Below are 24,442 nucleotides of genomic sequence, written 5' to 3'. Positions count from 1 at the left end.
CGACACCGGCCACATCCACTGACGCGGCCGCGTTGCGCAGGTGCATTTCGCCGCCGATCTCGGGAGCGCCGAGACGACCGGCCAGCCGCATGTCGGCATCGAACCGGCCGGTCACGTCAGTCAACGCATCCAGGATCAACGCGATGAAGTCGAGATTGGTGAGCTCCGCGGTCAGACGCCCCTCCAGGGGCCGCTCAACCAGTGGTCCCTGGCCTTGCAGCGTGGCGTCCAGCGCCAGACCCGCGGCGGGCTCATCCTCCAGCGGCAGACGAACGGTGAGGATCGTCTGTTCGCCTTCATTGGCGATGGTCAGCTCGCCCGGCGCGAAGGCGACATCCAGCGGATCGTCCGGCGAGCGGGTGCCGGCAAGTTCGATCGCCGATGTTCTGAGATCGGCGGTCACCGCTTCGCGCCCCTCACCCCGGGAGTAGGTCGCGTTGCCGCTGAGCGAACCGCTCAGTCGAGTGGCCGGCGGCAGCAGCGGCGTGAGATACGCCAGATCAAAGAATTCAATGTCGGTCTGCGCGCTCAGGCCCTGGTCATCGGACCCGGCACGCAGGCACAGGCGGCTGCGACGCCGGCTCATCGAGGGACGGCGCTTGACGTTGGGCTCCGCGGCAAGACAGGCATCGCCCACGGACCAGTCCGGTGCGTGGAACGACACCGGCGTCGGCGACTCCAGCGTCCAGGGCGGAAAGTCCACCGGATCGATGATCAGCCGGGTCAGGTCGCCGGTCCAGGCCAGACTGTCGAGATCGACCTGGCCGGACAGGCCCAGCGTCAGATCGCCCTCGGTGGTCTGGGTTTCCAGTTCCAGCGTCAGATCGTCCGCGCTGCCCCGGGTCTCCAGCACCAGCGTGCGAATACCCGTCGCCTCGATCTGCGCATCGGCCACCCGCGCGTCCAGCAGCAGGGTGCTGCCGTCAGCGATATTGATGTCGGCCTCGGCATCGATACCGGCCAGCGAGTAGCGCTGATAGCCAAGCGATTCACCCCGCAGGCTCGCGATTACGCGCGGTGTCCTGACGGGACCCTCGACGCGGCCGTCCGCTTTCAGGCTCCCGGTCAGGCCGGGGTAGAAATCGGCGAGATCCGGACTGCTGATGTCCCAGTCCACCGCCAGGCTGCTGGCGGATGCCTGGCCATCCACATGCAGTTCGGACTGGCCGGAGGCCAGCGTCAGCCGCTCGATGTCGGCGGTGTCGTTGGCATAGCGGAGCGCGGCGTCCAGCCGCAACGGCCGCTCGCGCAAGCGGCCTTCCACGGTCAGCGTCGGCACCCGGACGATCGGTGAGGCGCGCGTGCCCGCCAGCTGCAATGTGACATCGGCGTCGATCTCGCCGGGCCATTGTTCCAGCAGCAGGGACGGGTCCAGATCGCGGGCGGTCAACGTGGCTGATCCAGCGAGCTGCTGGCGCAGCGACAGGTCGGCCTCCCCGGTTATCGACCCACCCAGTGCCCGCAGCTGCAGCTGCCTCACGCGCACGGCATCCGGGCTGGCGGTGGCCGCGGCATCGACCTGCAGGGGCTGTTCGCGCAGCGAACCCTCGGCATGCAGGCGCGGTATCCGCACCTGGATCGTATCGTCGACCGTCCTGACTTCGAGTGCCGCGTTCGCGGCGATCTGTCCGGGCCATTGCGACAGCTGCTCGGACAGGGCCGACGGGTCCAGTGTGCGCGTGACCAGTTGCAGGTCGGCGGCCAGCGCGGGCTGCCAGCGCAGGCCGCCGGTCAGGCTGGTCTCCGAGCCGGCGACACCAATCCGCAGCGGCTTGAGCTCCACGCGTTCGGTACTGGCAATCCCCTCCAGATCGATGCGGATGGGCTTGAACTCCGTCGGGATCACGCGCGTGCCGCCGCGCAGACGCACGGCGTCGACAGGCCCCTTGCCGGTGAGCTGGCCGCCATCCACGCTGACCTGAACCGGACCGGCGGACTCCTCCAGCGGCCAGGCCAGGGCGTCCCAGCTCAGCGTGACATCGACCCGTTCGTCCTCGAGACCGCCGCTTGCGGCGACCGACACGGTGTCGCCACGTGAGCGCAACTGCGCCTGCAATTCACCGGCGAGTTCGGGCAGCGTGCCCACCACATCGATGCTGCCGCGCGGGGAACGCAGCATCGGATCGCCCTGTAACGGCCAGCGCAAAGCTGTCCAGTCACCGGTCAGTTTCACGGCGTAGCGGCCGAAGGCGCGATGGAAGTGCCCCGAGAGCCGGGCCTCCAGCGCGGCATCGACTTCGGCGAGTTTCAGTGACTGGACACGCAGGCCGCCACGTTCCAGCAGCACCAGCGTGCTGGCGCTGAGGTGTCCGGTCAGCGGCGAGCGGACATCCAGTTCGGAGACCTGCAGGCTGTTGCGGTCCCAGACCCCGGCGAGTTCCAGCGATTCGACGATCAGCGGCTCAGCGTCGGGCGCGGTTTTGAGGCTGAAATCGCTCAGGCCGGCCTGCTCGATCACCAGCGTGATCGGCGCGCGGAAATCGAGAGACGGCGGTTCGTCGGTTTCGGGCGGCGGCGGTGAGTGGGTGGGTCGCAGCACGATGTCCACGCCGTCGACCGCCAGTTCCGCGATCTGGACCTGCGCCATCAGCAGGCGGCTGGCGCGCCAGTCCAGCACGGCGCGGTCAACTCGCAGGCTCATGGCCTCGGTCTCGACATTGACGCCGGTCACCGTCAGCGGACCGACGAGGCGCCCCTGGACATCGTCGATCTGCACTCCGGCCGGCAGGCGGTCGCGCGCCAGCGACCATGCGATCGCGACGCCAATCTCCGTGGTCAGCGCAATGAGCACGATGAGCGCGACGGTTGCCGTCAGCCCGACCGGTATCCACTTCAGCCAGCGCACCCAGGTTCGCTTCACAGGCCCGCCCTCACGCCGATATGCAGCCGTGCGGCGCGCTCGGGATCGTCGAAGGGATGGGCCACATCAATGCGAATCACACCCACCGGAGAGCGGTAGCGAAACCCGATGCCGGCCCCGTAGACAGGTTCGGGGATGCCCGCGTCGGCGGCGTTGCCGGCGTCGACGAACACGGCGGCGCCCATGCCACGCCAGATGATCTGCTCGTATTCGACGGAACCGGTGAGCAGGAACTCCCCGCCGATCACGCGACCCTCGTCATCCTCCGGACCCAGGGATTCGTAGGCGTAACCGCGCACGCTGCTGTCCCCGCCGGCGAAGAATCGTTCCGAGGCTGGCAGGTCGGAGAATTCCTCGGTCCAGCTGCCGCCGACCTCGGTCCGAAGCAGCAGGCGGCCGCGGCTGAACACCGGCAGCACCCCCTGCAGGCGGAGCCGGGACTGGATGAAGCTGGTGTCGGACAACACGTCGCGCACCGCGCCATGCACGTCGAAGAAGGTACTCCAGCCGCTACGGGCGAACACCGGGTCGGACACCTCCGTGCGCGTGAAGCTCACGCCGGGCGTCAACAGGATGCTGAGACGCTGCTCGTCCGACAGCTCGTAGTCTTCACGCAGGAATTGCAGGTAGTAGCGACGATACCAGTCGCCCAGCTGCCAGTTGCGCGCCGCCTCCAGGCGCAGGGTCCGGCGCTCGCCATCCTCCAGGTCCTCGTCCTCCGCGCCGGCCGAGAATGTCACCGAATCGCCGGGTACGCTCCCGACCGGGATCAGGTACTGGGTGGTCAGCGTGTTGATCACTTCGGAGAGCTGGAACGACAAGTCCAGCTGGTGGCCCTGGCGATTGAGCCGGCGCCACTCCGCGCCGGCGGTTAGCCGCGCACCGGTGTCGGTGCCGTAGCCGACGCCGGCCTCGTAGCGCTGGGACGCGAGCGGCGTGGTGCGAACAACCACCGGAATCCGGTGGTCCTGCGCATCGTCCTTGTTGGCATCGACCTGCACCTAATCGAAGTAACCGAGATCGGCGAGGTGGAGTTGCAGGTTCACCAGTTCGGAAGAATCGAAACGCTCGCCGGTGCGAACATTGACGTAGCGATTGAGGAACTCGGGATCGAGGACATCCTGGTCAATGCGAATCTCGCCGAACTCGTAGGCGTCCCCGCTTTCCAGCACCAGCTCCACATCGGCGCGGTTGACCGACGGATCAACCGCCAGACGATGCGCGGTGAATCGGGCATCCAGATAACCGAGTTTGAACGCGGTGTCCCGAATCGCCGACTTGGTGGCGTTGTAAAGCGGATGCCGAAGCGGCGCATCAGCGCGCAGGCGGCTGGCCTGCACGGTATCGCGCAACGCCTGTTCGCCGGAGCCCGGGCCGGTGATCTCGATACGGATGTCACGCAAGGTCGTGGGCGGCCCGGTGTCGACCACATAAGTGGCTTTGTAACCACCGTCCACCGGTTCCAGCTCGGAACGGATCACCGGATTGTAGAAGCCGAAGGGTCGGAGCGCGTCCTGAATGTCCTGTTCGGCGCGCCGGTGGAGCCTGCGAATCGCTCGCGGTCGGGCGCTGTCGTTGCCCTCCAGCTTCTTGATGGCCAGAAAGCCTTCGGTGTTGTTGCGGATGGCGTCGTCGCGAATGCCCTTAAGCTGCACGTCCACCGTCGCCGCAAGCAGCGGATACGCGGCGAACAAAAGGCCTGCGGCGACGAACGCTTTACAATATCGAAGACTGTGTGCTGGCATGCATGCCCTTGGGTGCCCGGTTCCCGGACAAGTTCCGTCCCTGGTTTCCAAGGCCATGGAATTATACGGTCGTCAGCCTTTTTTCCGTCTGGGGTTGTTCATGAAAATCGGTGTTCCGAAGGAAATCAAAGCCCGCGAGTACCGCGTGGGTCTGACCCCGTCCGGGGTCCGCGAACTCACGGCGCGCGGTCACACCGTGGTCGTGGAGACGCTGGCCGGGGACGGCATCGGGTTGAGCGACGAAGCCTATGTGCAGGCCGGCGCCGAGATTCTGGGCAGCGCCGAAGGCGTGTTCGAGCAGGCCGAGATGATCGTCAAGGTGAAGGAGCCGCAGCCGGTCGAGTGCAAACGCCTGCGTGACGGCCAAGTGCTGTTCACCTATCTGCATCTGGCCCCGGACCCGACCCAGACCGAACTGCTGGTCGAGTCCGGCTGCACGGCCATCGCCTACGAGACGGTGACCGACGATCAGGGCGGGCTGCCGTTGCTGCGACCGATGAGCGAGGTGGCCGGCCGCATGTCCATCCAGGCCGGCGCGCATGCGCTGGAGCGTGCTCAGGGCGGCAACGGCACGCTGATCGGCGGCGTGCCGGGCGTGGCCCCGGCGAACGTCTGCATCATTGGTGGTGGCGTGGTGGGCTACAGCGCCGCGCGCATGGCGGTCGGGCTGGGCGCCGACGTCAACATCATCGATCGCTCACTGCCACGGCTGCGCCAGCTCGACGAGCTGTTCCAGGGACGCATGACGACGCTGTTCTCCACGGCCGACGCGCTGGAGCACAGCATTCGCCACGCCGACCTGGTGATTGGCGCGGTGCTGCTTCCCGGTGCGGCCGCACCCAAGATCATCACGCGGGACATGCTCGGGCTGATGCGGTCGCGGGCGGTCATCGTCGACGTCGCCATCGACCAGGGCGGCTGCACGGAGACCTCCAAGCCCACCACCCATGACAATCCGACGTACATCGTCGACGATGTCGTGCACTACTGCGTCGCCAACATGCCCGGCGCCGTTGCGAGAACGTCGACGTTCGCGCTGACCAATGCCACGCTGCCGTTCGTGCTGAAGCTCGCCAGTCAGGGACACAAGCAGGCGCTGCAGACGGATCGCCATTTGCGCAACGGGCTGAACGTGCACCGGGGCAAGATCACCTGTCAGGCCGTTGCCGAAGCCCTGGACTATGACTACGTGCCGGCGGACGAAATCCTGTCTCACGCCGCGTAGTCGATCGATAACCTCCTGATAAATAAAGAAAAAGCCGCGACGAACGCGGCTTTTTCAATTCAGGGCATCGACAGGGCCTAAACGTCCAGATTGCCCACCAGCAACGCGTTGTGCTCGATGAAATCGCGGCGCGGTTCGACATGGTCGCCCATCAGGGTCGTGAAGATCTCGTCGGAGGCCACGACATCCTCGATACGAACCTGCATCAGACGACGCGTCTCGGGATCCATCGTGGTCTCCCACAACTGATCCGGGTTCATCTCACCCAGGCCCTTGTACCGCTGGATGTGCAGACCACGGCGTGCTTCCTTCATCAGCCAGTCCAGCGCTTCGCTGAACGTCGCCACCTCGGTGCTGTGCTGACCGCGCGTCACCGTCGCGCCGTCCGTCACAAGCCCCTGGAAGCGCTGGCCCAGTTCACAAAGCTCCGCGTACTCCGGTGATCCGAAGAACTCCGCCAACCACTGGCAGGCATGCGGTACGCCATGGCTGAACCGGACCACCTCCAGATAGGCACGACCGTCACGGACGATTCTGGCCTCGTAGCGATGCTCGCTGTTCTCGAAGGCGTTGAGGAGCTCCTGCATCGAGGAAAGCCAAGTGTCTGATTTCTCTGTGTTTTCCAGAGAATCCGAGGCCAGCTTCGGCAATTGCATCATCGCCTCCAGCGCGGCCCGCTCGTAGCGGCGCGCCAGACGATCGACCAGCGCCCGGCCCGCGAGATGATCCTTGGACAGGCTTTCCATCTCCGCGGGCTGCACCGGCGGGGCATCGGCGCTGACACGCAGCTCGGCACCGTTCAGCGCCGAATTCAGCAGGTAGGCGTTGAGTTCGGCATCGTCCTTGACGTAAGTCTCCTGCTTGCCGGACTTCACCTTGTAGAGCGGCGGCTGGGCGATATAGATGTGCCCGCCCTCGACCAGCACGTACATCTGGCGGTAGAAGAACGTCAGCAACAAGGTGCGGATATGCGATCCATCCACATCCGCATCAGTCATGATGATGATCCGCTCGTAGCGCAGTTTTTCGGGATCAAACTCGTCGCGACCGATACCGCAACCCAGCGCGGTGATGAGCGTGCCTACTTCGGCGGACGACAGCATCTTGTCGAAGCGGGCTTTCTCGACGTTCAGAATCTTGCCCTTGAGCGGCAGAATTGCCTGGAAACGACGGTCACGCCCCTGCTTGGCCGAACCACCAGCGGAATCACCCTCCACCAGGAACAGCTCGCATTTGGACGGGTCCTTCTCCTGGCAATCCGCCAGCTTGCCAGGCAATCCCGCGATATCCAGTGCGCCCTTGCGGCGGGTCATTTCCCGCGCCTTGCGCGCCGCTTCGCGAGCCCGCGCCGCCTCGACGATCTTCTGCGCGACCGCCTTGGCATCCCGCGGGTTTTCCAGCAGGAAGTTGTTCAGGTGCTCGGCCATGGCCGATTCGACGGCGCTCTTGACCTCGGACGAGACCAGCTTTTCCTTGGTCTGCGACGAGAACTTCGGATCGGGCACCTTGACCGAGATGACCGCCGTCAAACCCTCGCGCGCATCATCCCCGGAGGTCGCGACCTTCTCGCGCTTGGACAGGCCCTCGGCTTCGATATAGCCATTGAGCGTGCGCGTCAGCGCGGCACGGAACCCGGCCAGATGGGTGCCGCCGTCACGCTGCGGAATGTTGTTGGTGTAGCAGAAGACGTTCTCCTGGAAGGAATCATTCCACTGCAAGGCCACCTCGGTGACGATGCCGTCTTTCTCGCCCTCGAAATGACACACTGCCTCGTGCAGCGGCGTCTTGTTGCGATTCAAATGCTCGACGAAGGCACGAATACCGCCCTTGTACTCGAACACGTCTTCCCGATCCGTCGCCTCTTCGGTTAGCCGAATCCGCACACCGGAGTTCAGGAACGACAGCTCACGCAGGCGCTTGGCTAGGATGTCGTAATGAAATTCGATGTTCCTGAAGATTTCTTCGCTGGGATGGAAGCGCACCGTGGTCCCGGAGACATCGGTGCTACCGATCACCGCCAGTTCGTCCATGGGCTCGCCCATCGAGTACATCTGACGATGGATGTGACCATCGCGGTGAATGGTCAACTCAAGCCGCTTCGACAGCGCGTTGACCACCGAGACGCCCACGCCGTGCAAACCACCGGAGACCTTGTAGGCGTTGTCATCGAACTTACCGCCGGCATGCAGGACGGTCATGATGATCTCCGCCGCCGGACGCCCTTCCTCTTCGTGGATATCCACCGGGATACCGCGCCCGTCGTCGGAGACCGAGACGCTCTGATCGGCATGGATGGTGACGGTCACTTCGGAACAATGACCGGCCAGCGCTTCGTCGATGGAATTGTCGACGACTTCGAAGACCATGTGATGCAAACCGGTCCCGTCATCGGTGTCGCCAATGTACATACCGGGGCGCTTGCGCACGGCTTCGAGACCCTTCAAGACACGGATACTTGAAGAGTCGTAGTTCTTCGGTTGGGAGTCGCTCATCGGAGGGTCATTCGTGGCCTAGTTCATGGTATCACGGAGTGGTGTCCGCCAGATGTTCCACGTGGAACATGTCACGGATGTCCAAGCCGGAATCGGGCGCATCCAGCCAGGTCGAGATCCACTGGACCGGACTCGCGTTGAGCTGCGCGACGGCACGCCTCCGCATGCCCTCTCCCCATTCGGCGCCAAAGTCATCAATCAGCAGGACCGGCGCTTGACCGAGACGCTGACTGACCACTTCCACCTGGGCCAGCAGCAACGCAAGCACCAGCGCCTTCTGCTGGCCCCGGGATGCCTGGTGACGGACCTGGCGACCATCCAGCTGCAATCGCAGATCAGCCCGGTGCGGACCGACAACGCTGTGGCCCGCATCGAGCTCCCGCGCCTCCACCGAATCGAGTACTTCGGCGAAGTCGACACCTGAGGGCCAGCCACTTCGATAGCCAATCCTCGGCGCGTGATCCGAACCGAGCAATGCCTCAACGTGGCGGCTCCATCCGCCCGCGACCTCATCCAGATGTCTGCGACGAGCGTCATCGATGCGACGCGACAACTCGATGTAAGAGGGATTCCACGCACGCAGTTGCTGCCGGTCGCGCTGCCGACATGCCGCGTTGCGCTGGCGCAGCAGACGCTGGAACTGACGCCAGTCCTGAATGAACGAATGTTCCACGTGGAACACTCCCCAATCCAGCAGCCGCCTGCGGTGTACGGGGCCTTCGTCGATCAACCGGTGCGCTCGCGGGTCCATGACCTGGATGGGCAGCGCACGCGCCAGTTCGACGATGGGGATCTCTTTCGTCCGACCCAGTCGGGTCTGAATCTGCGTTCGTTCCCGCTGCACCGCAACCCGGGTCGGACCGTCCGGCAACTCGAGCTCGCCGACCACCAGCGCATGGTCGCATCCGTGCCGGATCACGTCGGTGGGGGAACTGCCCCGAAACGACAACCCGCGGCTGAGCAGGTAGATCGCTTCGAGTATGGATGTCTTGCCGGTGGCGTTGTCGCCGACGATCGCGGCACCACCGCCGGCGGCAGACGAAAAGGACAAACGCAGTCCGGCATGACAACGAAAGTCGGTCAGCGCCAATGAGCGAATCAGCACGTCGGAAACGGGTCAGCCAGATGACCCGAGAGAAGTTCGCTGGTTGCGATCAGAGCCGCATGGGCATGACGACGTACTTGTGCGCGTCCGTACCCATTTCGGTGAGCAGCCCACCGGCGTCCGGCGAACTCATCGCGAACTTGAAGGCGTCGCCTTCCATCACACCCAGCGCATCGAGCAGGTAGTTGACGTTGAAGCCGATCTCCAGCGGAGCGCCGTCGTAGTCGACCTCGATCTCCTCTTCGGCTTCCTCGTGCTCCGGGTTCTCGGTCTGCAACTTCAGCAGCCCCGGATCGAGCACCAGCCGCACGCCGCGGAATTTTTCGTTGGACAGAATCGCGGCTCGCGCCAGTGCCTGGCGGATCACCTCGCGATCCCCGGTGAGAATCTTGTCGCCGCCAATCGGCACGACTTTCTCGTAGTCCGGAAAACGGCCATCGATCAACTTGGTGGTGAACAGGATGGTGCCCAGGTCCACCTGCAGATGGTTATTGGTCAGCGAGAGACTGACCGTCTCGTCGTCATCGGACAGCAGCCGGTTCAGCTCCAGCACGCCCTTGCGGGGAACGATGACCTGACGCTCCTCGGCGATGTCCAGATCCACATCCACGTCGGACATCGCCAGCCGGTGGCCATCGGTTGCAACGGCGCGCAGCCGATCGCGACGCAGTGCCAGCAGCAAACCGTTGAGGTAGTAGCGCACATCCTGCTGCGCCATCGCGAACATCGTGCGGTTCAGCACCTGACGCAAGGCGAGGTTGGGAATGGCGTGGCGATCGGCCGAATCGATATCGCCCAACGAGGGGAACTCGGCCGCCGGTTGCGTGGCCAGCGTGAAGCGGCTGCGGCCGGAGCGAACAATGAATTTCTGATCGCTCAGCTCGGCCCGGATCACCGAACCTTCGGGCAGGCCGCGGCAGATGTCGAACAGCTTGCGGGCGGGCACGGTGACCGCGCCGGGCTGGTCGATCTGCGCCTGGACGTGACTGACGAGTTCCAGCTCCAGATCGGTCCCGGTCAGTCGCAAACCGGTCTCCGACGCCTCGATGTGAAAGTTCGACAGAATTGGCATCGTCTGGCGTCGCTCGATGACACCGATGACAGCCTGGATGGTCTGCAGGAACGATCCGCGATCAATCTCGAACTTCATGACGTGGTCCCCGAACTCCTTCGGTCAATACTTATATAAAAGAGTCTTTTAAAAGATAGTCGTAGTAGTAGGCTGCCCGCCGACCTGTGAACAACAGCGGTTTTTCGATTCAAAATCATAGAGTTACGAGAACTCAACCACCCCTGAAAACATCGGGGTATCCCCGCTGGGTTCCTGTGGACAGAATGTGCGTGTCCCGGCCGATCCGGCATTGTCACATTCCATCCCCTAGATATCCACATCATCGGCTCAGGGTTCTCAACAGGGCATCGTAGTCGTCGCGGATCGCCCGATCGGAGTCCTTGAGCTTCTGGATTGTCCGGCAGGCATGCAGCACCGTCGTGTGATCCCGGCCACCGAAGGCATCGCCGATCTCCGGCAGGCTGTGCGAGGTGAGTTCCTTGGCCAGGGCCATCGCCATCTGCCGGGGGCGGGCGATGGAGCGCCGCCGGCTGCGCTGGGTCATGTCCGACAGCCGGATGCTGAAGTACTCGGCGACGGTGCGCTGGATGCTCTCGATGGTCACCATGCGTTCATGCACCGACAGGATGTCCTGCAGCGCGTACCGGGCGAAATCGATATCGATCGCGGTCCCGGTGAACTGGGCGGTGTGCACCAGTCGGTTGAGTGCGCCCTCCAGCTCGCGGACATTCGAGCGAATCCGGTTGGCGATGAAGAAGGCCACCGTTTCCGGTACTGCCGCGCCCAGTTGCTCGGCCTTGCTCATCAGGATCGCGACCCGGGTTTCCAGTTCGGGCGGATCCACCGCCACCGACAGGCCCCAGGAGAACCGGTTCTGCAGGCGGTCATCGAGAGCGTCCAGCTCGGCGGGATAGCGGTCGCAGGTCAGGATGATCTGCCGGTTCGCCTCCAGCAGCGAATTGAAGGTGTGGAAGAACTCCTCCTGTGACCGCTCCTTGCCGGCGAAGAAATGGATGTCGTCGATCAGCAGGGCTTCCGCCGTCCGGTAGAAGTTCTTGAAGCCGTCCATGCGGTTGTGACGCACCGCAAGCACCATGTCGTTGACGAAGCGCTCGGCTGGTATGTAGACCACCCGGTTCGGTCCGCCGCGGGCGCTGAGGTAGTTGCCCACGCTGTGCATCAGATGGGTTTTCCCCAACCCGGTACCGCCGTAGATCAGCAAGGGGTTGTAGGAGGTACCAGGTGACTCGGCTACCTTCTGGGCCGCCGCGCGCGCGATCTGGTTGCTCTTGCCTTCCACGAAGCGCTCGAAGGTGTAGCGCGGATCCAGCCGGCTGCTGCTGTGCGGCGATTCGGGTTTGGGCGTCGGCGCCGCAACGGGTGCATCACCGGGTTCCGGCGAGCTTGAGGCTTCCGCCGAGCCGACACGAACCGTGACCCGGGGACTTTCCAGGTCGACCACTTCGCTCCAGACGGCGCTGATGGTGGCGAGGTACTGCGAGCGCACATTCTCCATCACCGGCCGGTTGGGAGCGATGAGTTCGAGATTGCCGTCCTGCGAATGAGCGTGCAGCGGGCGCACCCAGGTGCCGACGTCGGATTCGGAGAGCACGGTTTCGAGCCGTTCAAGACAGCGCTGCCAGAGCGCATTGGAATCCACCACAGACACCTGCGTTGTCGTCAGTTCAGGGGCCGGGCAAGCGAGCCCGGACCGAAGGATGATCCTCGCGCCCATGCCGCCTGTCCGAAGACACCCGCCGGGGCCAGCGCTTCGAACGAAGCGACGCCAGACCAGCCCCGACCGCGACGTCCAGGTCACGTAGGGAATCGATCAGGTGTCGGGAATCGCGCCGGGCTAGTTATCCACAGGCGTGCGGCTTGATGCAAGACGGTGTTTTTCAGTACTATCCGCGCCCTTTCGCCCGGTCCGGGCACCGTCCACGAGATCAGACCGATGAAGCAGACGTTCCAGCCGCATTCCTTGCGTCGCAAGCGCACCCATGGTTTTCGCGCACGCATGGCAACCGTTGGTGGCCGCAAGGTGATCAAGGCACGCCGTGCCAAGGGTCGCAAGCGCCTCGCCCCGTAAGCCCTTCGGATTTCCTCGCGACCGACGGCTGCTGAGACCGGCGGAGTACCGTGCGGTCTTCCGGAGTGGCCGACGGATTCACGATCGCCACTGGATGCTCGTGGTCGCGCCGTCGACACACGATGCGCCCGCGCGCCTGGGGCTGGCGATCTCCAAGAAGTGCGCGAAGCGTGCCGTGGATCGGAACCGGATCAAGCGCGTCACGCGGGAGTGGTTTCGCACCAGCGATCTGCATGGCATCGACGTGGTCGTGACCGGCAAGCATGGTCTGGCCGCGTTGAGTTCCGCTGAACTCCGATCCTCGCTGGATGCGCTGCACCGTCGGAAGCTGCAATGATCGCACGTACATTGATACTGCTGATCCGGCTTTACCAGCGCCTGCTCAGTCCGCTGCTGCCGCAGCGATGCCGTTACACGCCGAGCTGCTCGCAGTATGCGGTCCAGGCCCTGCACGCGCATGGCGTGTTGCGTGGCGGGATCCTGGCGATCCGACGACTGGCGCGTTGCCATCCGCTGCGGCCCGGTGGACACGATCCCGTGCCCGGCTGCCACTTGCCCCATCCTGATGATTCGACTCTGTGTCGACATCACGATGCCTAGGGGAATACTGATCCCATGGAATCCATACGCTTCCCGCTGATCGCCGCGCTCGCCGTGATCGGCTTTTTCATGTACCAGGCATGGAAGGCCGATCAGGTCCCGCCGGAACCGCGTTCGCCGTCTCCGATCGAACAGATCGCGGGTGATGATGATGTGCCGGATCTGGACGCGTCGCCCACCGCGTCCAGCGACGCACCGCAGGCCGAGTCATCGACCGATGAATCCGCGCCGGTGGAACAGGTCGCCCCGAGCACCGAAACCATCGTCGTCACCACCGACGTCATGCGGGCATTCATCGACCCGCAGGGCGGCAATCTCATTCGTGTGGAATTGCTCGACTACCCCGTCGAGGCCGACAGCGAGGAACCGCTGGCTCTGCTGCACCAGCACAACCGGCGCTTTTTCGTGGTCCAGACCGGCCTGCTGGGCGAGGGCGCGCCGACGCACAAGGTGGCCTACCGGTCCGAGCGCCGCCGCTACGCGATGCAGGACGGACAGGCGCTGGATGTGCCGCTGACCTGGACCGATGGCGCGGGTCGTCAGGTCACCAAGATCTATCGTTTCGAGCCCGGTCGTTACGTCATCGGTCTGGACTATGCGGTGAGCAACGCCACCGAGGCGCCCTGGGCGGTCAGTGCCTACGGCCAGGTGTGGCGGACCCAGGCCGATACCGAGGGCGGCACACCCTTTGTCCGCCAGTTCGACGGTGCCACCTGGTACGAGCAGAAGCCCGGTGAGACGAAGTACCGCTTCCGCAAGGCCGACTTCGAGAAGATCGAGGAAGAACCGCTGGATGTCACCCAGACGGGTGGCTGGGCCGGGATGATGGAGCACTATTTCATCGCCGCGGTGATCCCGCCGGCCGAGCAGACCGTGCGACTGGTGACCAAGCCGTCCTCGTCCACCGGCTATCTGGCCCAGCTGATCGGCGAGAAAACCGAGGTCGCCGCCGGCGGCAGCGAGACGCTGACGCAGCGGCTCTACATCGGTCCGAAGCTGCAGAAACGGATGCAGGATGTCGCGCCCGGCCTGCAGCTGTCCGTCGACTACGGTTTGCTGACACCCCTGTCGGAACCGCTGTTCTGGATCATGGACAAGGTCCACAGCGTCGTCCTGAACTGGGGACTGACGATCATCCTGGTCACGCTCGCGATCAAGCTCGCGTTCTTCAAGCTGTCGGAAGCCCAGTACCGGTCGATGGCCAAGATGCGCAAGTTCGCGCCGCGCATCCAGTCGATCAAGGACCGCTACGGCGATGATCGCCAGAAGATGCAGCAGGCGATGATGGACCTGTACAAGAAGGAGGGCTTCAACCCCTTCGCCGGCTGCTGGCCGATGCTCGTGCAGTTTCCGGTGTTCATCGCGCTGTACTGGGTGCTGCTGGAATCCGTGGAACTGCGGCAGGCGCCCTTCTTCCTTTGGATCCAGGATCTCTCGGCCCCCGATCCCTACTTCGTGCTCCCCGTGCTGTTCGGGATCTCGATGTACTTCCAGCAGAAGTTGTCCGGTCAGGCGATGACCATGGACCCGATGCAGCAGAAGATCATGAGCGCGATGCCGATCGGTCTGGCCGCATTCTTCACCTTCTTCCCCTCCGGACTGGTGCTGTACTGGTTCGTGTCCAACCTCGTTGGCATCGCCCAGCAGTGGTACATCTACCGCAAGCTGGAAACCGAGGGGCTTGGCCGGAAATAGTGCGAGCATTGCTCGCGCCCGGCCGGTGGACGGTAGGGGGCTGCGAGTGCAGGGATGGGATGCACGAGAAGGGCTGGTGTCCGGTGAAGTCACGTCGACGCGACCGCATCCGCCCTGCAAACCACGTCCCCACCCCATAATGGCGAGCCGTGACCACAACGCCGCCACCCCCGATGTCCGATCACGTTGACACCATCGCCGCCATCGCGACCCCGCCCGGTCGTGGCGGCGTCGGCGTGATCCGCATCTCCGGTCCGGCGGTTTCCACGGTCGCGACAACCTTGCTCGGAGGTCTGCCGGAACCCCGCCGCGCGGTGTATCGGGAATTCCGGTCCCCTGACGGTTCGGTGCTCGACAGCGGGCTCGCCATCCACTTTCGCGCGCCGGCGTCCTACACCGGCGAGGACGTGCTCGAACTGCAGGGTCATGGCGGTCCGGTGGTGCTGGATGCGCTGCTGGCCTGCGTGCTGAATCTGGGCTGCCGTGCGGCCGCGCCCGGAGAGTTCACCCGGCGCGCCTACGACAACAACAAGCTCGACCTGACCCAGGCCGAAGCGGTGGCTGACCTGATCGACGCCGAGAGCGTCGCGGCCGCCAGGGCGGCCCAGCGGTCATTGACCGGCGCGTTTTCCCGACGGATCGAGGACTTATGCCGCGAGCTGCTGGAGCTGCGGACCTGGGTGGAGGCGTCGATCGACTTCGCCGATGAGGACATTGATTTTCTCGCCGACGGCGAAGTCGCGGCGCGGCTGGACCGACTGACCGGGCATTTGTTCGATCTGCAACGACGGACCCGGCATGGTCGTGCCCTGTCCGAGGGTCTGCGCGTGGCTATTCTCGGGGCGCCCAACGTCGGCAAATCGAGCTTGCTCAATCAGCTCGCGGGCCAGGACGCGGCGATTGTCACCGATGTCGCGGGCACGACGCGTGACGTGCTGCGCGAACGCATCGTGTTGGGCGACCTGCCGATCCTGCTGCTCGACACCGCGGGCATTCGCGAAACCGACGATCCGGTCGAGCGAATCGGTGTCGGCCGTGCCTGGGCCGCGGTTGATGATGCCGATCTGGTGCTGATGTTGCGCGTCGACGGCGAACCGGATCCGGCCAAGACCGATCCCGTGTTCGCAGTACTCGCTGGTGACCCGCGAGTGATTCCGGTGCACAACAAGTGCGATCGGTCCGGTGCGGCGGCAGGCGCGCGCGAGGATGGCTCGGTGGCGATTTCGGCGCTCAACGGCGCGGGCATCGAGGATTTGATCGCGGTCATCCGCGAGCGCTCCGGTCTTCAGGCCAACCTGGCTGGCGAGTTCAGCGCGCGGCGGCGGCATCTGGACGCGATCGAACGCGCGTCGGCCGTGCTGCAACGGGCGGGCGAGCAACTCCACGTGCATGGCGCGCCGGAACTGCTGGCCGAGGATTTGTCGGAAGCCAACCGGATTCTCGGCGAGATCAATGGTCCGGTGGACACCGAAACACTGCTGGGCGAGATCTTCTCGAGCTTTTGCGTTGGCAAGTAGCGGCGACGCGACCTAGTCGACCCGGCGCGGCTCCAGTCCCTCGGTGCGCATCAGCGCCAGCAGACCATGTTCCCCCGGCAGATGCGCGGCGCCGACCACGACCAGCACGTTGCTCGCGCCGTCCAGCAACGCCGACAGTTCACTGACCCAGCGCTGGTTGCGATTCGCCAGCAGCCGTTCGTAGGCAGCCGGCTGCTCGGTGCGCATGGTCTCGACCAGCTCGGCCATGGCATCCAGGTCGCCGGTTCGCCAGGCCGTGTACACGGTATTCGGCAAATCGTCGTACGCGTCGAACTGGCTCAGTGTTGCCGCCAGCGTCGTTGTGCTGTCGACACCGTTGTCACCCAGCCCCACCAGCAGACTCATGTGCTCGTCCACGGTTTCCAGACCGAGAATCGGCTTTTCATCGGCGATCGCCCGCTGGCTGAAGTGCTGGTCCAGCCCGTACTCGGGACGAAAGCCCGCCTGCTGGTAGGCGGAGAGCTCCAGCATCAGGCCCACGAACCAGGGCTTGAGGCTGTCCAGGCTGAACAGCGGCAGACCCAGGCGTTCGGCCTGGCGGCGCACATCCTCGTACAGCGCGTCGCCGATCCGCTCGCGTAGCGTCGCATCGGTGTCGGCCTGGGCGGCGGCAAGCAGCATGGTCTGGTTGGTCGGCGACTCGAGCTGCTTGAGATCCGCCTCCAGCACCAGCCGTTCGGTATCGGCGTAAGCCTGCTCCAGCGCCGGGTCCAGCGGATAGGCGCTCTCGGGCAGCAAATGCAGCGAACCGGCCAGATAAAGCTTCGAGTCGCTGTCCTCGATCACCCATAACAACGGCGCCGCATGGACGCTGCCAACGACGATCAGCGCCAGCATCGCGATCCAGCCGCGGGCACGGATCAGCAGGCGGCGGTTCATGAACTCACCTGGCCGACGAGCCAGCCGGCGGCGGCATCGCTCTCGGGACGTTCATCGATGCGCAGTGACGCGAAATCGAACAGCGAACGGTCCGCGAGCTGCGAGGGCGCGATGTTGCCCATGGCCTTGAAGATGGTCTCCACCCGGCCGGGAGACAGCCGATCCCATTGCTGGAGCATCTGCTTGATCGCCACGCGTTGCAGATTGTCCTGCGAGCCGCAGAGATTGCAGGGGATGATCGGAAACGCCTTGTCCTCGGCGTATTCCGCCAGGTCCTTCTCGCGGCAGTAGGCCAGCGGCCGGATCACCACGTGATCGCCCTTGTCCGACTTCAGCTTCGGCGGCATCGACGCCATGCGTCCGCCGTGGAACAGGTTCAGGAACAGGGTTTCCACCATGTCGTCCATGTGGTGACCCAGCGCGATCTTGGTGAAGCCGTGTTCCTGGGCGTAGGTGTAAAGCGCCCCGCGACGCAGTCGCGAGCAGAGACTGCAATAGGTCTTGCCCTCCGGAATCACCCGCGTGACCACCGAGTAGGTGTCCTGCTCCAGAATCTCGAACGGCATGTCGATGCCGCGCAGGTAGTCGGGCAGCACATGCTCCGGAAACCCGGGCTGCTTCTGGTCAAGGTTCACCGCGAACAGTTCGAAGTCCACCGGTGCGGCCGCCTGCAGCGAGCGCAGGATTTCCAGCATGGCGTAGGAATCCTTGCCACCGGACAGCGCGACCATGACCCGGTCGCCGGCCTCGATCATGTTGAAGTCTTCAATGGCCTGGCCGACCTGGCGGCGCAGGCGCTTGGCGCGCTTGTCGGCCTCGCGCTTGTCGCGGCGGGGGTCGGTGGTGGTCACGGTCTCGTTCATCCGCGCATTATAGGTTTGGCGGCCGCTTAACCGGAGATGATCCACCGAACGGCAGTGGCGGCCCGTCAGTCGAGCAGCGTCAGGATGTCCGACACCGGCTTGCGGTCGATGGCCGGCACGCGCACGGCGTCGGCGGGATAGCCGGTGACCAGCAGCACGAACGGACGTTCATGTTTTGGGCGGCCGAGCACATCCGTCAGAAAGCCCATCGGGCTGGGTGTGTGGGTCAGTGTCGCCAGCCCGGCCTGGTGCAGCGCCGTGATCAATATGCCGGTGGCGATGCCGACGGAGTCGATGGCGTAGTAGGTCTTTTGCCGCTGGCCCTGCTCGTCCACGCGGTGGCGCTCGTAGAACACGGCGATCAGCCAGGGCGCGGTTTCCAGAAACGGCTTGTCGGCGTTGGTGCCCAGCGGCGCCAGCGCGTCCAGCCAGTCTTCCGGTGCGCGGTGTTCGTAGAACGCGCGTTCCTCGGCCTCGGCCGCCTGGCGGATGCGACGCTTGAGGTCGGGGTTGGCGATGGCGACGAAATGCCAGGGCTGCTGGTTCGCGCCGCTGGGTGCCGATCCGGCCGCGCGGACCGCGTGTTCGATCACCGCCCGCGGAACGGAGCGATCGGAATAGTCGCGAACGGTCCGGCGCCGTGACAGGACATCCGCGAACGCCCGGGCGCGTTCCACCAGATCCTCCGGCTCGCGATGCACGAAGCCGTCCAGCGGTACGGTGCCGTGATCCGCTTTGTTCACGTCGCCCGGGCCGGCGTGACCCGTCGCCACCACGCCCGGATCGGCGTGTCCTGCGTCGGTTCGTCGGGCACGCAAAGGGCCAGCAGCAACGAGATCGTCGCCATCATTGCCCCGAGGATGAAGACCCACTCCGGCGCCGCCAGCCAGATCAGGCCGAAGCTGGCCGGGATCACCACCGCGGCGATGTGATTGATGGTGAAGTTCACGCCCGCGGTGCCGGCGATGTCACCGGGATCGGCGATCTTCTGGAAATAGGTCTTCTGCGCGATGGCCATGGCGAAGAAGATGTGGTCGACGACGAAAAGCGTGGCGGCCAGCGCGCCGCTGTTCACGATTGCATAGCCCAGAAACACCGCGATCAGACCCACGTACTCGATGACCAGGATGCGGCGTTCGCCGAACCGGCCAACCCAGCGACCAATCGTCGGTGCGACCAGCCAGCTGACGCCGTGGTTGATCAGGTACAGCGCGGCGATGGCCGAGGCGGAATAGTCGAAGCGCTGCACCAGCAGGAAGCTGGCGAAGACCATGAAGATCTGCCGCCGCGCGCCGGCGAGGAAGGTCAGCGCGTAGTAAAGCCCGTAGCGGCGCCGCAGGATCAGTTGCTTGCGCTGCGGGTTCGGCGCCTCGAAGGTCGGAAACGCCACCGCCATGAAGATCATCAGCGCCAGGCAGGCCAGCCCGCTGGTCGCGTAGACGACCGTGTAACCGGCGTCGAACACTTCCAGCAGCACCCAGACCACGCCGTAGGAGATCAGCGAGGTCAGCGCCGCCACCGAGATCAGCTGGCCGAGCACGGCCGGCGCCTCGTTCTTGCTCAGCCATTGCAGGGACAGCGATTGCTTCAGGGTTTCCAGATAGTGGAAACCCACCGACATGATGAAGGTGGTGATCAGCAACCCGGTGGTGGTGGCGAACAGGCCGGTCACGGCCACGGCGCCGCCGAGCAGCGCGATCGACAGCAGCGCCAGCCGCTGCTCCGACACCACCGCCAGCAGGAATACCGCGGTGAAGGCGAGAAAGCCGGGAACCTCGCGGATGGACTGCAACAGCCCGATGTCGCCGCCGTCGAACGCCGCCATCTCGATGGCGAAATTGTTCAGCAACGCGTTCCACGTCGCATAGCCCAGCGGCAAGGCGACGGCCATCAGCATCAGGAACAGCCGGGGTGTGCGCCAGTCGGTGGCTGAACTCATGAAACTTGGCAGCGGGGTGCGCGGCGCGCAATCATGTCATGCATTGTCAGTCATGCGGGGACGAACCGATGGATGTTTTCACCATGGTCGCGATCATCGTGGTCTTCGGCACCACGACCGGGGTCATCACCACCTACCTCAAGGGTCGGCAGCAACGCCCGCCGGAGGAGCTGGTCGAGCGAATCCAGAAGCTGGAGCGCCGGGTCGGTGAACTGGAGGACGCGGTGACCAACGAGGAGCGCGAACTGCGCCGCCGTTTCGCCGAGCTCGACGCCGCAAGCTGATCCGGTCTCATCCGGCACCGATGGCCGCCTCCATGCGAGCGGTCATCGCCGCATCGAACCCCACCAGCCGGACCCGGGACGGAAACGTCTGCTGGTCCAGCCAGTCCCCGCACTCCCGCACCGCGATGCTCAACGCGGCGTCGACGGGATAGCCGTAGACACCGCAGGAGATCGCCGGAAACGCCACCGTGTCGAAACCATGCTGGGCGGCGATCCGCAGGCTGTTGCGGTAGCAGCCCGCCAGCAGCGACGGTTCGTCGGCGTCGCCTCCCGACCAGACCGGTCCCACCGTGTGAATCACCCAGGCCGCGGGCAACCGATAGCCGCGCGTGATCTTCGCCTGCCCGGTCTCGCATCCGCCCAGGCCGCGGCATTCGGCCAGCAGTTCCGGACCGGCGGCGCGATGAATCGCACCGTCCACGCCACCGCCACCGAGCAGGCTGCGGTTGGCGGCGTTGACGATGGCGTCGACCTTCAGCGTGGTGATGTCCGCGTGGATCGCGGAGAGGCGATTCACGGTTTGAACAACGCCTGTCCGGCGACGGCGTCAGCGACCCGGGCGATGTTCGCGCCATGCGCGGTCATGATGCCGAGCTGTACCTCCGAGACCTCCAGCGGTTCCATCGTGTCCTTGCTGTGGACGCGGGCGTAAGGCCCCCACTGCAGGCCGCCGTCGGCGTAGTTCTCGGTGTTCTTCGGCAACGGGACCAGCACCATGCCCAGTTCCGCCAGGTTGTTCAGCAGGGCCAGCAGCGTCAGTTCGATGCCGCCACCCGCGCTGCCGAAACCACTGCCGGTGCCGAATACCGCGCCAACCTTGCCGATGCCGGCGTTCTTCATCCACAGCCCCGAGCATTGCTGGTCGATGAACTGCTTGATCTTCCAGTCGGGCGAGCCCATGTGCACGGGTGAGCCCAGCACCAGCGCGTCGGCCGCCTCGATGTCCTCGCCGGTGGCATCACCGGCATCCTTGACGATGGCGGTGCCGCCGGTGGACTCCACGCCCCTGGCCAGCGCTTCCGCGCAGACCTTGGTGTGGTCGTAGTCAGTGGCGTAGACGATCAGTACCTTGCTCATGGCCGGACTCCTTGTCAGCGGAAAATCTACGCTATGCCAAAAGCGCGGCCCTTGGAACCGATCTCGGGTGAAGGTTTCCGGGCGCTTCGTTGAGAATTTCTGAAGTCCCCGCCCGGACGCGGGGGAACCGACCGTCTGCTCGATCGGGACCGTCACGATTCGCCAACGGGGCCTGTGATACGGTGAACCCTCTTTTTCTACAGGATTCACCGTGCAGATTGCCGAAAACACCGTCGCCAGCTTCCACTACATTCTGAAGACCCCGGAGGGTGAAGTGCTGGAGTCCTCCCGTGAAGCCGAACCGATGGCCTACCTTCATGGCACGGGCGGCATCATCGCCGGACTGGAAGAAGAGATGGCCGGCAAGGCCGCGGGTGACCGCTTCGAGGCGACCATCCCGCCGGAGAAGGCCTATGGTCCCCATGATCCCGCGCGGGTGCAGCAGGTACCGCTGGAAGCATTCCAGGGCGTCGACAAGGTCGAGCCCGGCATGATGTTCCGCGCCTCCACCGAGCAGGGCGACATCCCGGTGCGGATCGCCGCGGTCGAGGGCGACACCGTGACCGTGGACGCCAACCACCAGATGGCTGGTCAGACGCTGGTGTTCGACATCGAAATCACCGAGGTGCGTGAAGCCACGCCGCAGGAAATGCAGCATGGCCACGCCCATGCCGACGGTCACGACCACTAGGGTTTACGCCGAAGGCGAAGACATCACCGGGCCCGTCGCCAACTGTCGGCGGCCCGGTTGATCGAATGACCGCCGGGCCTTGAGCCCGAACAGGCGAAGCCCGGATGCTGTCCGACGACGCGCCGAATCCCCAGCCCGTGATCGACCGTTTCCTGGTCAAGAAGCTGGGCCGGGAGTTTCTCGTCAAGGTCAGCGACATCGACTGGATCGAGTCCGCGGGCAACTACATCACGCTGCACGTTGGCGACATTCGCGTGCATGACACGGGGGACGGCGAGCTGCGGCTGCGATCGGGGGCGCGGGTGCCGGTGAGCAGACGCTACCGAGCGGTGCTGCGGGACCGCCTGCTGTGATTCACCCCGGCATCGGGCCGCCGGATGGTCTACTCTCGCGGCATCTGACAGGGAGACCCGCCATGCATCGCATCACCGTTTTCATCGCCGGCCTGCTGGTCGGTGGCTACGCGTTCGCCGGTCCGACACTGCCCGAGGTCATCGCGTCGGATCATCGGACCGAGGCCTACGTGGCCAGGGATGCCGCCCGACATCCCGCCGAGGCCCTCGCGTTTTTTGGCGTGCAGCCCGATCACACGGTGGCCGAGTTCTGGCCGTCGGCCGGTTACTGGACCGAGATTCTCGCGCCCTATCTCGCTGAGGATGGTCAGTACATCGCGGCCGCCTACGATGTGGGTCCGCGAGACGGGCCCAGCTACCGCCGCCGCCTGCACGGTCAGCTGCTGGGCAAGCTGAGCGACAAGAAGCGCTATGGCAAGACCATCATCGCGACCTCCGACGTCGGCGACTGGACCTTCGCCGAGCCGGGTACCGTCGATGTCGTGCTGACGTTCCGCAACGTGCACAACCTTTGGTGGGACGATCAGGCGATGGATTTCTTCCTCGCGGCGCATGCGGCGCTGAAGTCCGGCGGCGTGATGGGCGTCGTCGACCATCGCGCGCCGGCCGGTGCCGATCTCGAGGCACTGAAGTCCGGCCACACCGGTTACATCACCGAGGCCGAAGTGATCCGGATGGCGCGTAACGCCGGTTTCAAGCTGGCGGCGAAAAGCGAGATCAACGCCAACCCGAAGGACGACACCGATCATCCCAAGGGCGTGTGGACGCTGCCGCCCTCCTTCGCGCTGGGCGACACCGATCGCGAGACCTACGCCGCCATCGGCGAGTCCGATCGCATGACGCTGAAGTTCGTCAAACCCTGATGGATTACGACCTGGTCATCTTCGACTGCGACGGTGTGCTCGTCGATTCCGAGCGCATCACCAATCGCGTGTTCTGCGAGATGCTGGGCGAACTGGGGCTGGAACTGACGCTGGAGGCGATGTTCCAGAAGTTCGTCGGCCAGGCCATGGACCGCTGCCTGCACATCATCCACCAGGAACTCGGCCGCCCGGCGCCGGAGGACTTCGTCCCGGAACTGCGCCGCCGCGCCGCGATGGCGCTGCTGGAGGAGGTCACGCCCGTGGAAGGCGTGGTCGACGTGCTCGACCGGCTGCCGGTGCCTGCCTGTGTCGCCTCCGCCGGCGAGCACGCCAAGATGCAGCTGACCCTGGGCAAGACCGGCCTGTGGCCCCGGTTCGAGGGCCGCATCTTCAGCGCCGATGACGTGGAGCGGTCCAAGCCCGCGCCGGACGTCTACCTGCTGGCCGCCGAGACCATGGGCGTCGCGCCGGAGCGCTGCGCGGTCATCGAGGATTCGGCGGCTGGGGTCATGGCCGGCGTCGCGGCGGGCATGACCGTGTTCGCCTACACGGCCGACGTACCGACCGACCGCCTGCGCGCCGCCGGCGCCCACCATCTCTTCGAACGCATGCATGACCTGCCGGCCTTGCTGGGATTGAACACCAGCACGCCGATCACCGCGCCCGTGGCCTAGTCCGGGGGCAGCAACAGGTCCGGAGCGTCCACGCGCCAGCCGAAGCGGCCCAGGTCCACGCGGCCGTTTCGAACCATCACGCTTTCGGCCCGCAGCCGCTGCGCCTGTTCCGCGTGGTGGGGATGATCGGGCGGAAACGCGATGCGGCCGTCGGCGCGGAGAATCCGGTGCCAGGGCACGGTCTCGTCGTCGGCGCCGCGCAGTGCGGCCACGGCCAGCCGCGCTCCACGCGGAAACCCCGCATGCATCGCCAGCCGGCCGTAGCTTGTCACCCGGCCCGGCGGGATCGCGCGTGCGGTGGCGAGAATGCGCTCCAGCTTGTCGATCATGCGGATACGCCGTGGGAAGATGAGCCACTTTTACCAGTTCGCGTGCGGTGACGCGCTGGCAACATGAAT

Annotated in this window: 25 protein-coding genes; 11 read left to right on the top strand and 14 right to left on the bottom strand. The window is 65.1% G+C overall.

The window, feature by feature from the left end:
• From ABNS06_RS14955 to ABNS06_RS14945, 3 genes are all read right to left on the bottom strand, one after another.
• A partial coding sequence (locus tag ABNS06_RS14955) for a hypothetical protein (protein ID WP_348675394.1) occupies window positions 1–2,860 on the bottom strand: 2,860 nt, incomplete at its 3' end.
• Window positions 2,857–3,861 carry a BamA/TamA family outer membrane protein gene (locus ABNS06_RS14950; protein WP_348675393.1) on the bottom strand — a complete coding sequence of 335 codons (1,005 nt, stop codon included), beginning with the start codon at window positions 3,859–3,861 and terminating at the stop codon, window positions 2,857–2,859. The genes ABNS06_RS14950 and ABNS06_RS14955, both read right to left, overlap by 4 nt.
• Entirely contained in the window at window positions 3,862–4,521 is a 660-nt protein-coding gene (locus tag ABNS06_RS14945) for a POTRA domain-containing protein (protein WP_348675392.1), read from the bottom strand.
• Between the two features lie 184 nt (window positions 4,522–4,705).
• Here ABNS06_RS14945 and ald point away from each other — a divergent pair, with 184 nt between their 5' ends.
• Window positions 4,706–5,830: an alanine dehydrogenase gene (gene ald / locus ABNS06_RS14940; protein WP_348675391.1), complete on the top strand. Its 1,125-nt coding sequence runs from the start codon at window positions 4,706–4,708 to the stop codon at window positions 5,828–5,830.
• Between the two features lie 77 nt (window positions 5,831–5,907).
• On the opposite strand, the gene gyrB is transcribed toward ald, so the two are convergent.
• The 4 genes from gyrB to dnaA form a co-directional block, all read right to left on the bottom strand.
• Window positions 5,908–8,322, bottom strand: coding sequence for a DNA topoisomerase (ATP-hydrolyzing) subunit B (gyrB, locus tag ABNS06_RS14935; protein ID WP_348675390.1), 2,415 nt, complete (start codon window positions 8,320–8,322; stop codon window positions 5,908–5,910).
• A gap of 31 nt (window positions 8,323–8,353) precedes the next feature.
• Window positions 8,354–9,427: a DNA replication and repair protein RecF gene (gene recF / locus ABNS06_RS14930; RefSeq protein ID WP_348675389.1), complete on the bottom strand. Its 1,074-nt coding sequence runs from the start codon at window positions 9,425–9,427 to the stop codon at window positions 8,354–8,356.
• Window positions 9,428–9,476: 49 nt separating this feature from the next.
• Entirely contained in the window at window positions 9,477–10,577 is a 1,101-nt protein-coding gene (gene dnaN / locus ABNS06_RS14925) for a DNA polymerase III subunit beta (RefSeq protein WP_348675388.1), read from the bottom strand.
• Between the two features lie 241 nt (window positions 10,578–10,818).
• On the bottom strand, window positions 10,819–12,159 hold the full coding sequence (dnaA, locus tag ABNS06_RS14920; protein ID WP_348675387.1) for a chromosomal replication initiator protein DnaA: 1,341 nt from the start codon (window positions 12,157–12,159) through the stop codon (window positions 10,819–10,821).
• A gap of 294 nt (window positions 12,160–12,453) precedes the next feature.
• Between dnaA and rpmH the strand changes: the two genes are divergently transcribed.
• The 5 genes from rpmH to mnmE all read left to right on the top strand — a co-directional run bounded on the left by rpmH (window position 12,454) and on the right by mnmE (window position 16,400).
• Window positions 12,454–12,588 carry a 50S ribosomal protein L34 gene (rpmH, locus tag ABNS06_RS14915; protein WP_348675386.1) on the top strand — a complete coding sequence of 45 codons (135 nt, stop codon included), beginning with the start codon at window positions 12,454–12,456 and terminating at the stop codon, window positions 12,586–12,588.
• Window positions 12,557–12,925, top strand: a complete 369-nt coding sequence (rnpA, locus tag ABNS06_RS14910) for a ribonuclease P protein component (protein ID WP_348675385.1) — start codon at window positions 12,557–12,559, stop codon at window positions 12,923–12,925. Before rpmH ends, rnpA begins: the two co-directional genes overlap by 32 nt.
• Complete coding sequence (gene yidD / locus ABNS06_RS14905) at window positions 12,922–13,188, top strand: membrane protein insertion efficiency factor YidD (RefSeq protein WP_348675384.1); 267 nt, start codon at window positions 12,922–12,924, stop codon at window positions 13,186–13,188. The genes rnpA and yidD overlap by 4 nt, the downstream gene beginning before the upstream one ends.
• Window positions 13,189–13,203: 15 nt before the next feature.
• A complete protein-coding gene (gene yidC / locus ABNS06_RS14900) occupies window positions 13,204–14,883 on the top strand; it encodes a membrane protein insertase YidC (protein ID WP_348675383.1) in 1,680 nt (559 codons plus the stop codon).
• Between the two features lie 173 nt (window positions 14,884–15,056).
• On the top strand, window positions 15,057–16,400 hold the full coding sequence (gene mnmE, locus ABNS06_RS14895; RefSeq protein WP_348675382.1) for a tRNA uridine-5-carboxymethylaminomethyl(34) synthesis GTPase MnmE: 1,344 nt from the start codon (window positions 15,057–15,059) through the stop codon (window positions 16,398–16,400).
• A gap of 12 nt (window positions 16,401–16,412) precedes the next feature.
• Here mnmE and ABNS06_RS14890 read toward each other — a convergent pair whose 3' ends face one another.
• The 4 genes from ABNS06_RS14890 to ABNS06_RS14875 form a co-directional block, all read right to left on the bottom strand.
• The gene (locus ABNS06_RS14890; RefSeq protein WP_348675381.1) at window positions 16,413–17,300 is read right to left on the bottom strand and encodes a TraB/GumN family protein; all 888 of its coding nucleotides are present in this window, start codon (window positions 17,298–17,300) and stop codon (window positions 16,413–16,415) included.
• Window positions 17,297–18,163 carry a tRNA 2-thiocytidine(32) synthetase TtcA gene (ttcA, locus tag ABNS06_RS14885; RefSeq protein WP_348675380.1) on the bottom strand — a complete coding sequence of 289 codons (867 nt, stop codon included), beginning with the start codon at window positions 18,161–18,163 and terminating at the stop codon, window positions 17,297–17,299. Before ttcA ends, ABNS06_RS14890 begins: the two co-directional genes overlap by 4 nt.
• 65 nt (window positions 18,164–18,228) lie before the next feature.
• Window positions 18,229–18,906: a nitroreductase family protein gene (locus ABNS06_RS14880; RefSeq protein WP_348675379.1), complete on the bottom strand. Its 678-nt coding sequence runs from the start codon at window positions 18,904–18,906 to the stop codon at window positions 18,229–18,231.
• The gene (locus tag ABNS06_RS14875) at window positions 18,903–20,102 is read right to left on the bottom strand and encodes an MFS transporter (RefSeq protein WP_348675378.1); all 1,200 of its coding nucleotides are present in this window, start codon (window positions 20,100–20,102) and stop codon (window positions 18,903–18,905) included. Before ABNS06_RS14875 ends, ABNS06_RS14880 begins: the two co-directional genes overlap by 4 nt.
• 68 nt (window positions 20,103–20,170) lie before the next feature.
• On the opposite strand from ABNS06_RS14875, the gene ABNS06_RS14870 reads away from it, so the two are divergent.
• Window positions 20,171–20,386, top strand: coding sequence for a hypothetical protein (locus ABNS06_RS14870; protein WP_348675377.1), 216 nt, complete (start codon window positions 20,171–20,173; stop codon window positions 20,384–20,386).
• A 7-nt stretch (window positions 20,387–20,393) separates the two neighbouring features.
• Here ABNS06_RS14870 and ABNS06_RS14865 read toward each other — a convergent pair whose 3' ends face one another.
• Together ABNS06_RS14865 and ABNS06_RS14860 are read right to left on the bottom strand one after the other, a co-directional pair.
• Window positions 20,394–20,903: an O-acetyl-ADP-ribose deacetylase gene (locus tag ABNS06_RS14865; protein WP_348675376.1), complete on the bottom strand. Its 510-nt coding sequence runs from the start codon at window positions 20,901–20,903 to the stop codon at window positions 20,394–20,396.
• Window positions 20,900–21,463: a flavodoxin domain-containing protein gene (locus tag ABNS06_RS14860; protein WP_348675375.1), complete on the bottom strand. Its 564-nt coding sequence runs from the start codon at window positions 21,461–21,463 to the stop codon at window positions 20,900–20,902. Before ABNS06_RS14860 ends, ABNS06_RS14865 begins: the two co-directional genes overlap by 4 nt.
• Window positions 21,464–21,674: 211 nt before the next feature.
• On the opposite strand from ABNS06_RS14860, the gene ABNS06_RS14855 reads away from it, so the two are divergent.
• The 4 genes from ABNS06_RS14855 to ABNS06_RS14840 all read left to right on the top strand — a co-directional run bounded on the left by ABNS06_RS14855 (window position 21,675) and on the right by ABNS06_RS14840 (window position 24,044).
• The gene (locus ABNS06_RS14855; RefSeq protein ID WP_348675374.1) at window positions 21,675–22,154 is read left to right on the top strand and encodes a peptidylprolyl isomerase; all 480 of its coding nucleotides are present in this window, start codon (window positions 21,675–21,677) and stop codon (window positions 22,152–22,154) included.
• A gap of 104 nt (window positions 22,155–22,258) precedes the next feature.
• On the top strand, window positions 22,259–22,507 hold the full coding sequence (locus tag ABNS06_RS14850) for a LytTR family DNA-binding domain-containing protein (RefSeq protein ID WP_348675373.1): 249 nt from the start codon (window positions 22,259–22,261) through the stop codon (window positions 22,505–22,507).
• Between the two features lie 62 nt (window positions 22,508–22,569).
• The gene (locus ABNS06_RS14845) at window positions 22,570–23,370 is read left to right on the top strand and encodes a methyltransferase (RefSeq protein ID WP_348675372.1); all 801 of its coding nucleotides are present in this window, start codon (window positions 22,570–22,572) and stop codon (window positions 23,368–23,370) included.
• On the top strand, window positions 23,370–24,044 hold the full coding sequence (locus tag ABNS06_RS14840) for an HAD-IA family hydrolase (RefSeq protein WP_348675371.1): 675 nt from the start codon (window positions 23,370–23,372) through the stop codon (window positions 24,042–24,044). Before ABNS06_RS14845 ends, ABNS06_RS14840 begins: the two co-directional genes overlap by 1 nt.
• Here the strand turns inward: ABNS06_RS14840 and ABNS06_RS14835 are convergent.
• Window positions 24,041–24,373: an MGMT family protein gene (locus ABNS06_RS14835; RefSeq protein WP_348675370.1), complete on the bottom strand. Its 333-nt coding sequence runs from the start codon at window positions 24,371–24,373 to the stop codon at window positions 24,041–24,043. The genes ABNS06_RS14840 and ABNS06_RS14835 overlap by 4 nt on opposite strands.
• Between the last annotated feature and the right edge of the window lie 69 nt (window positions 24,374–24,442).

The organism is uncultured Abyssibacter sp. (assembly GCF_964000955.1).
Lineage (GTDB): Bacteria > Pseudomonadota > Gammaproteobacteria > Nevskiales > OUC007 > Abyssibacter.
Note: the sequence above shows the minus strand (reverse complement) of the source record. Positions and strands in the feature narration are given on the sequence as shown.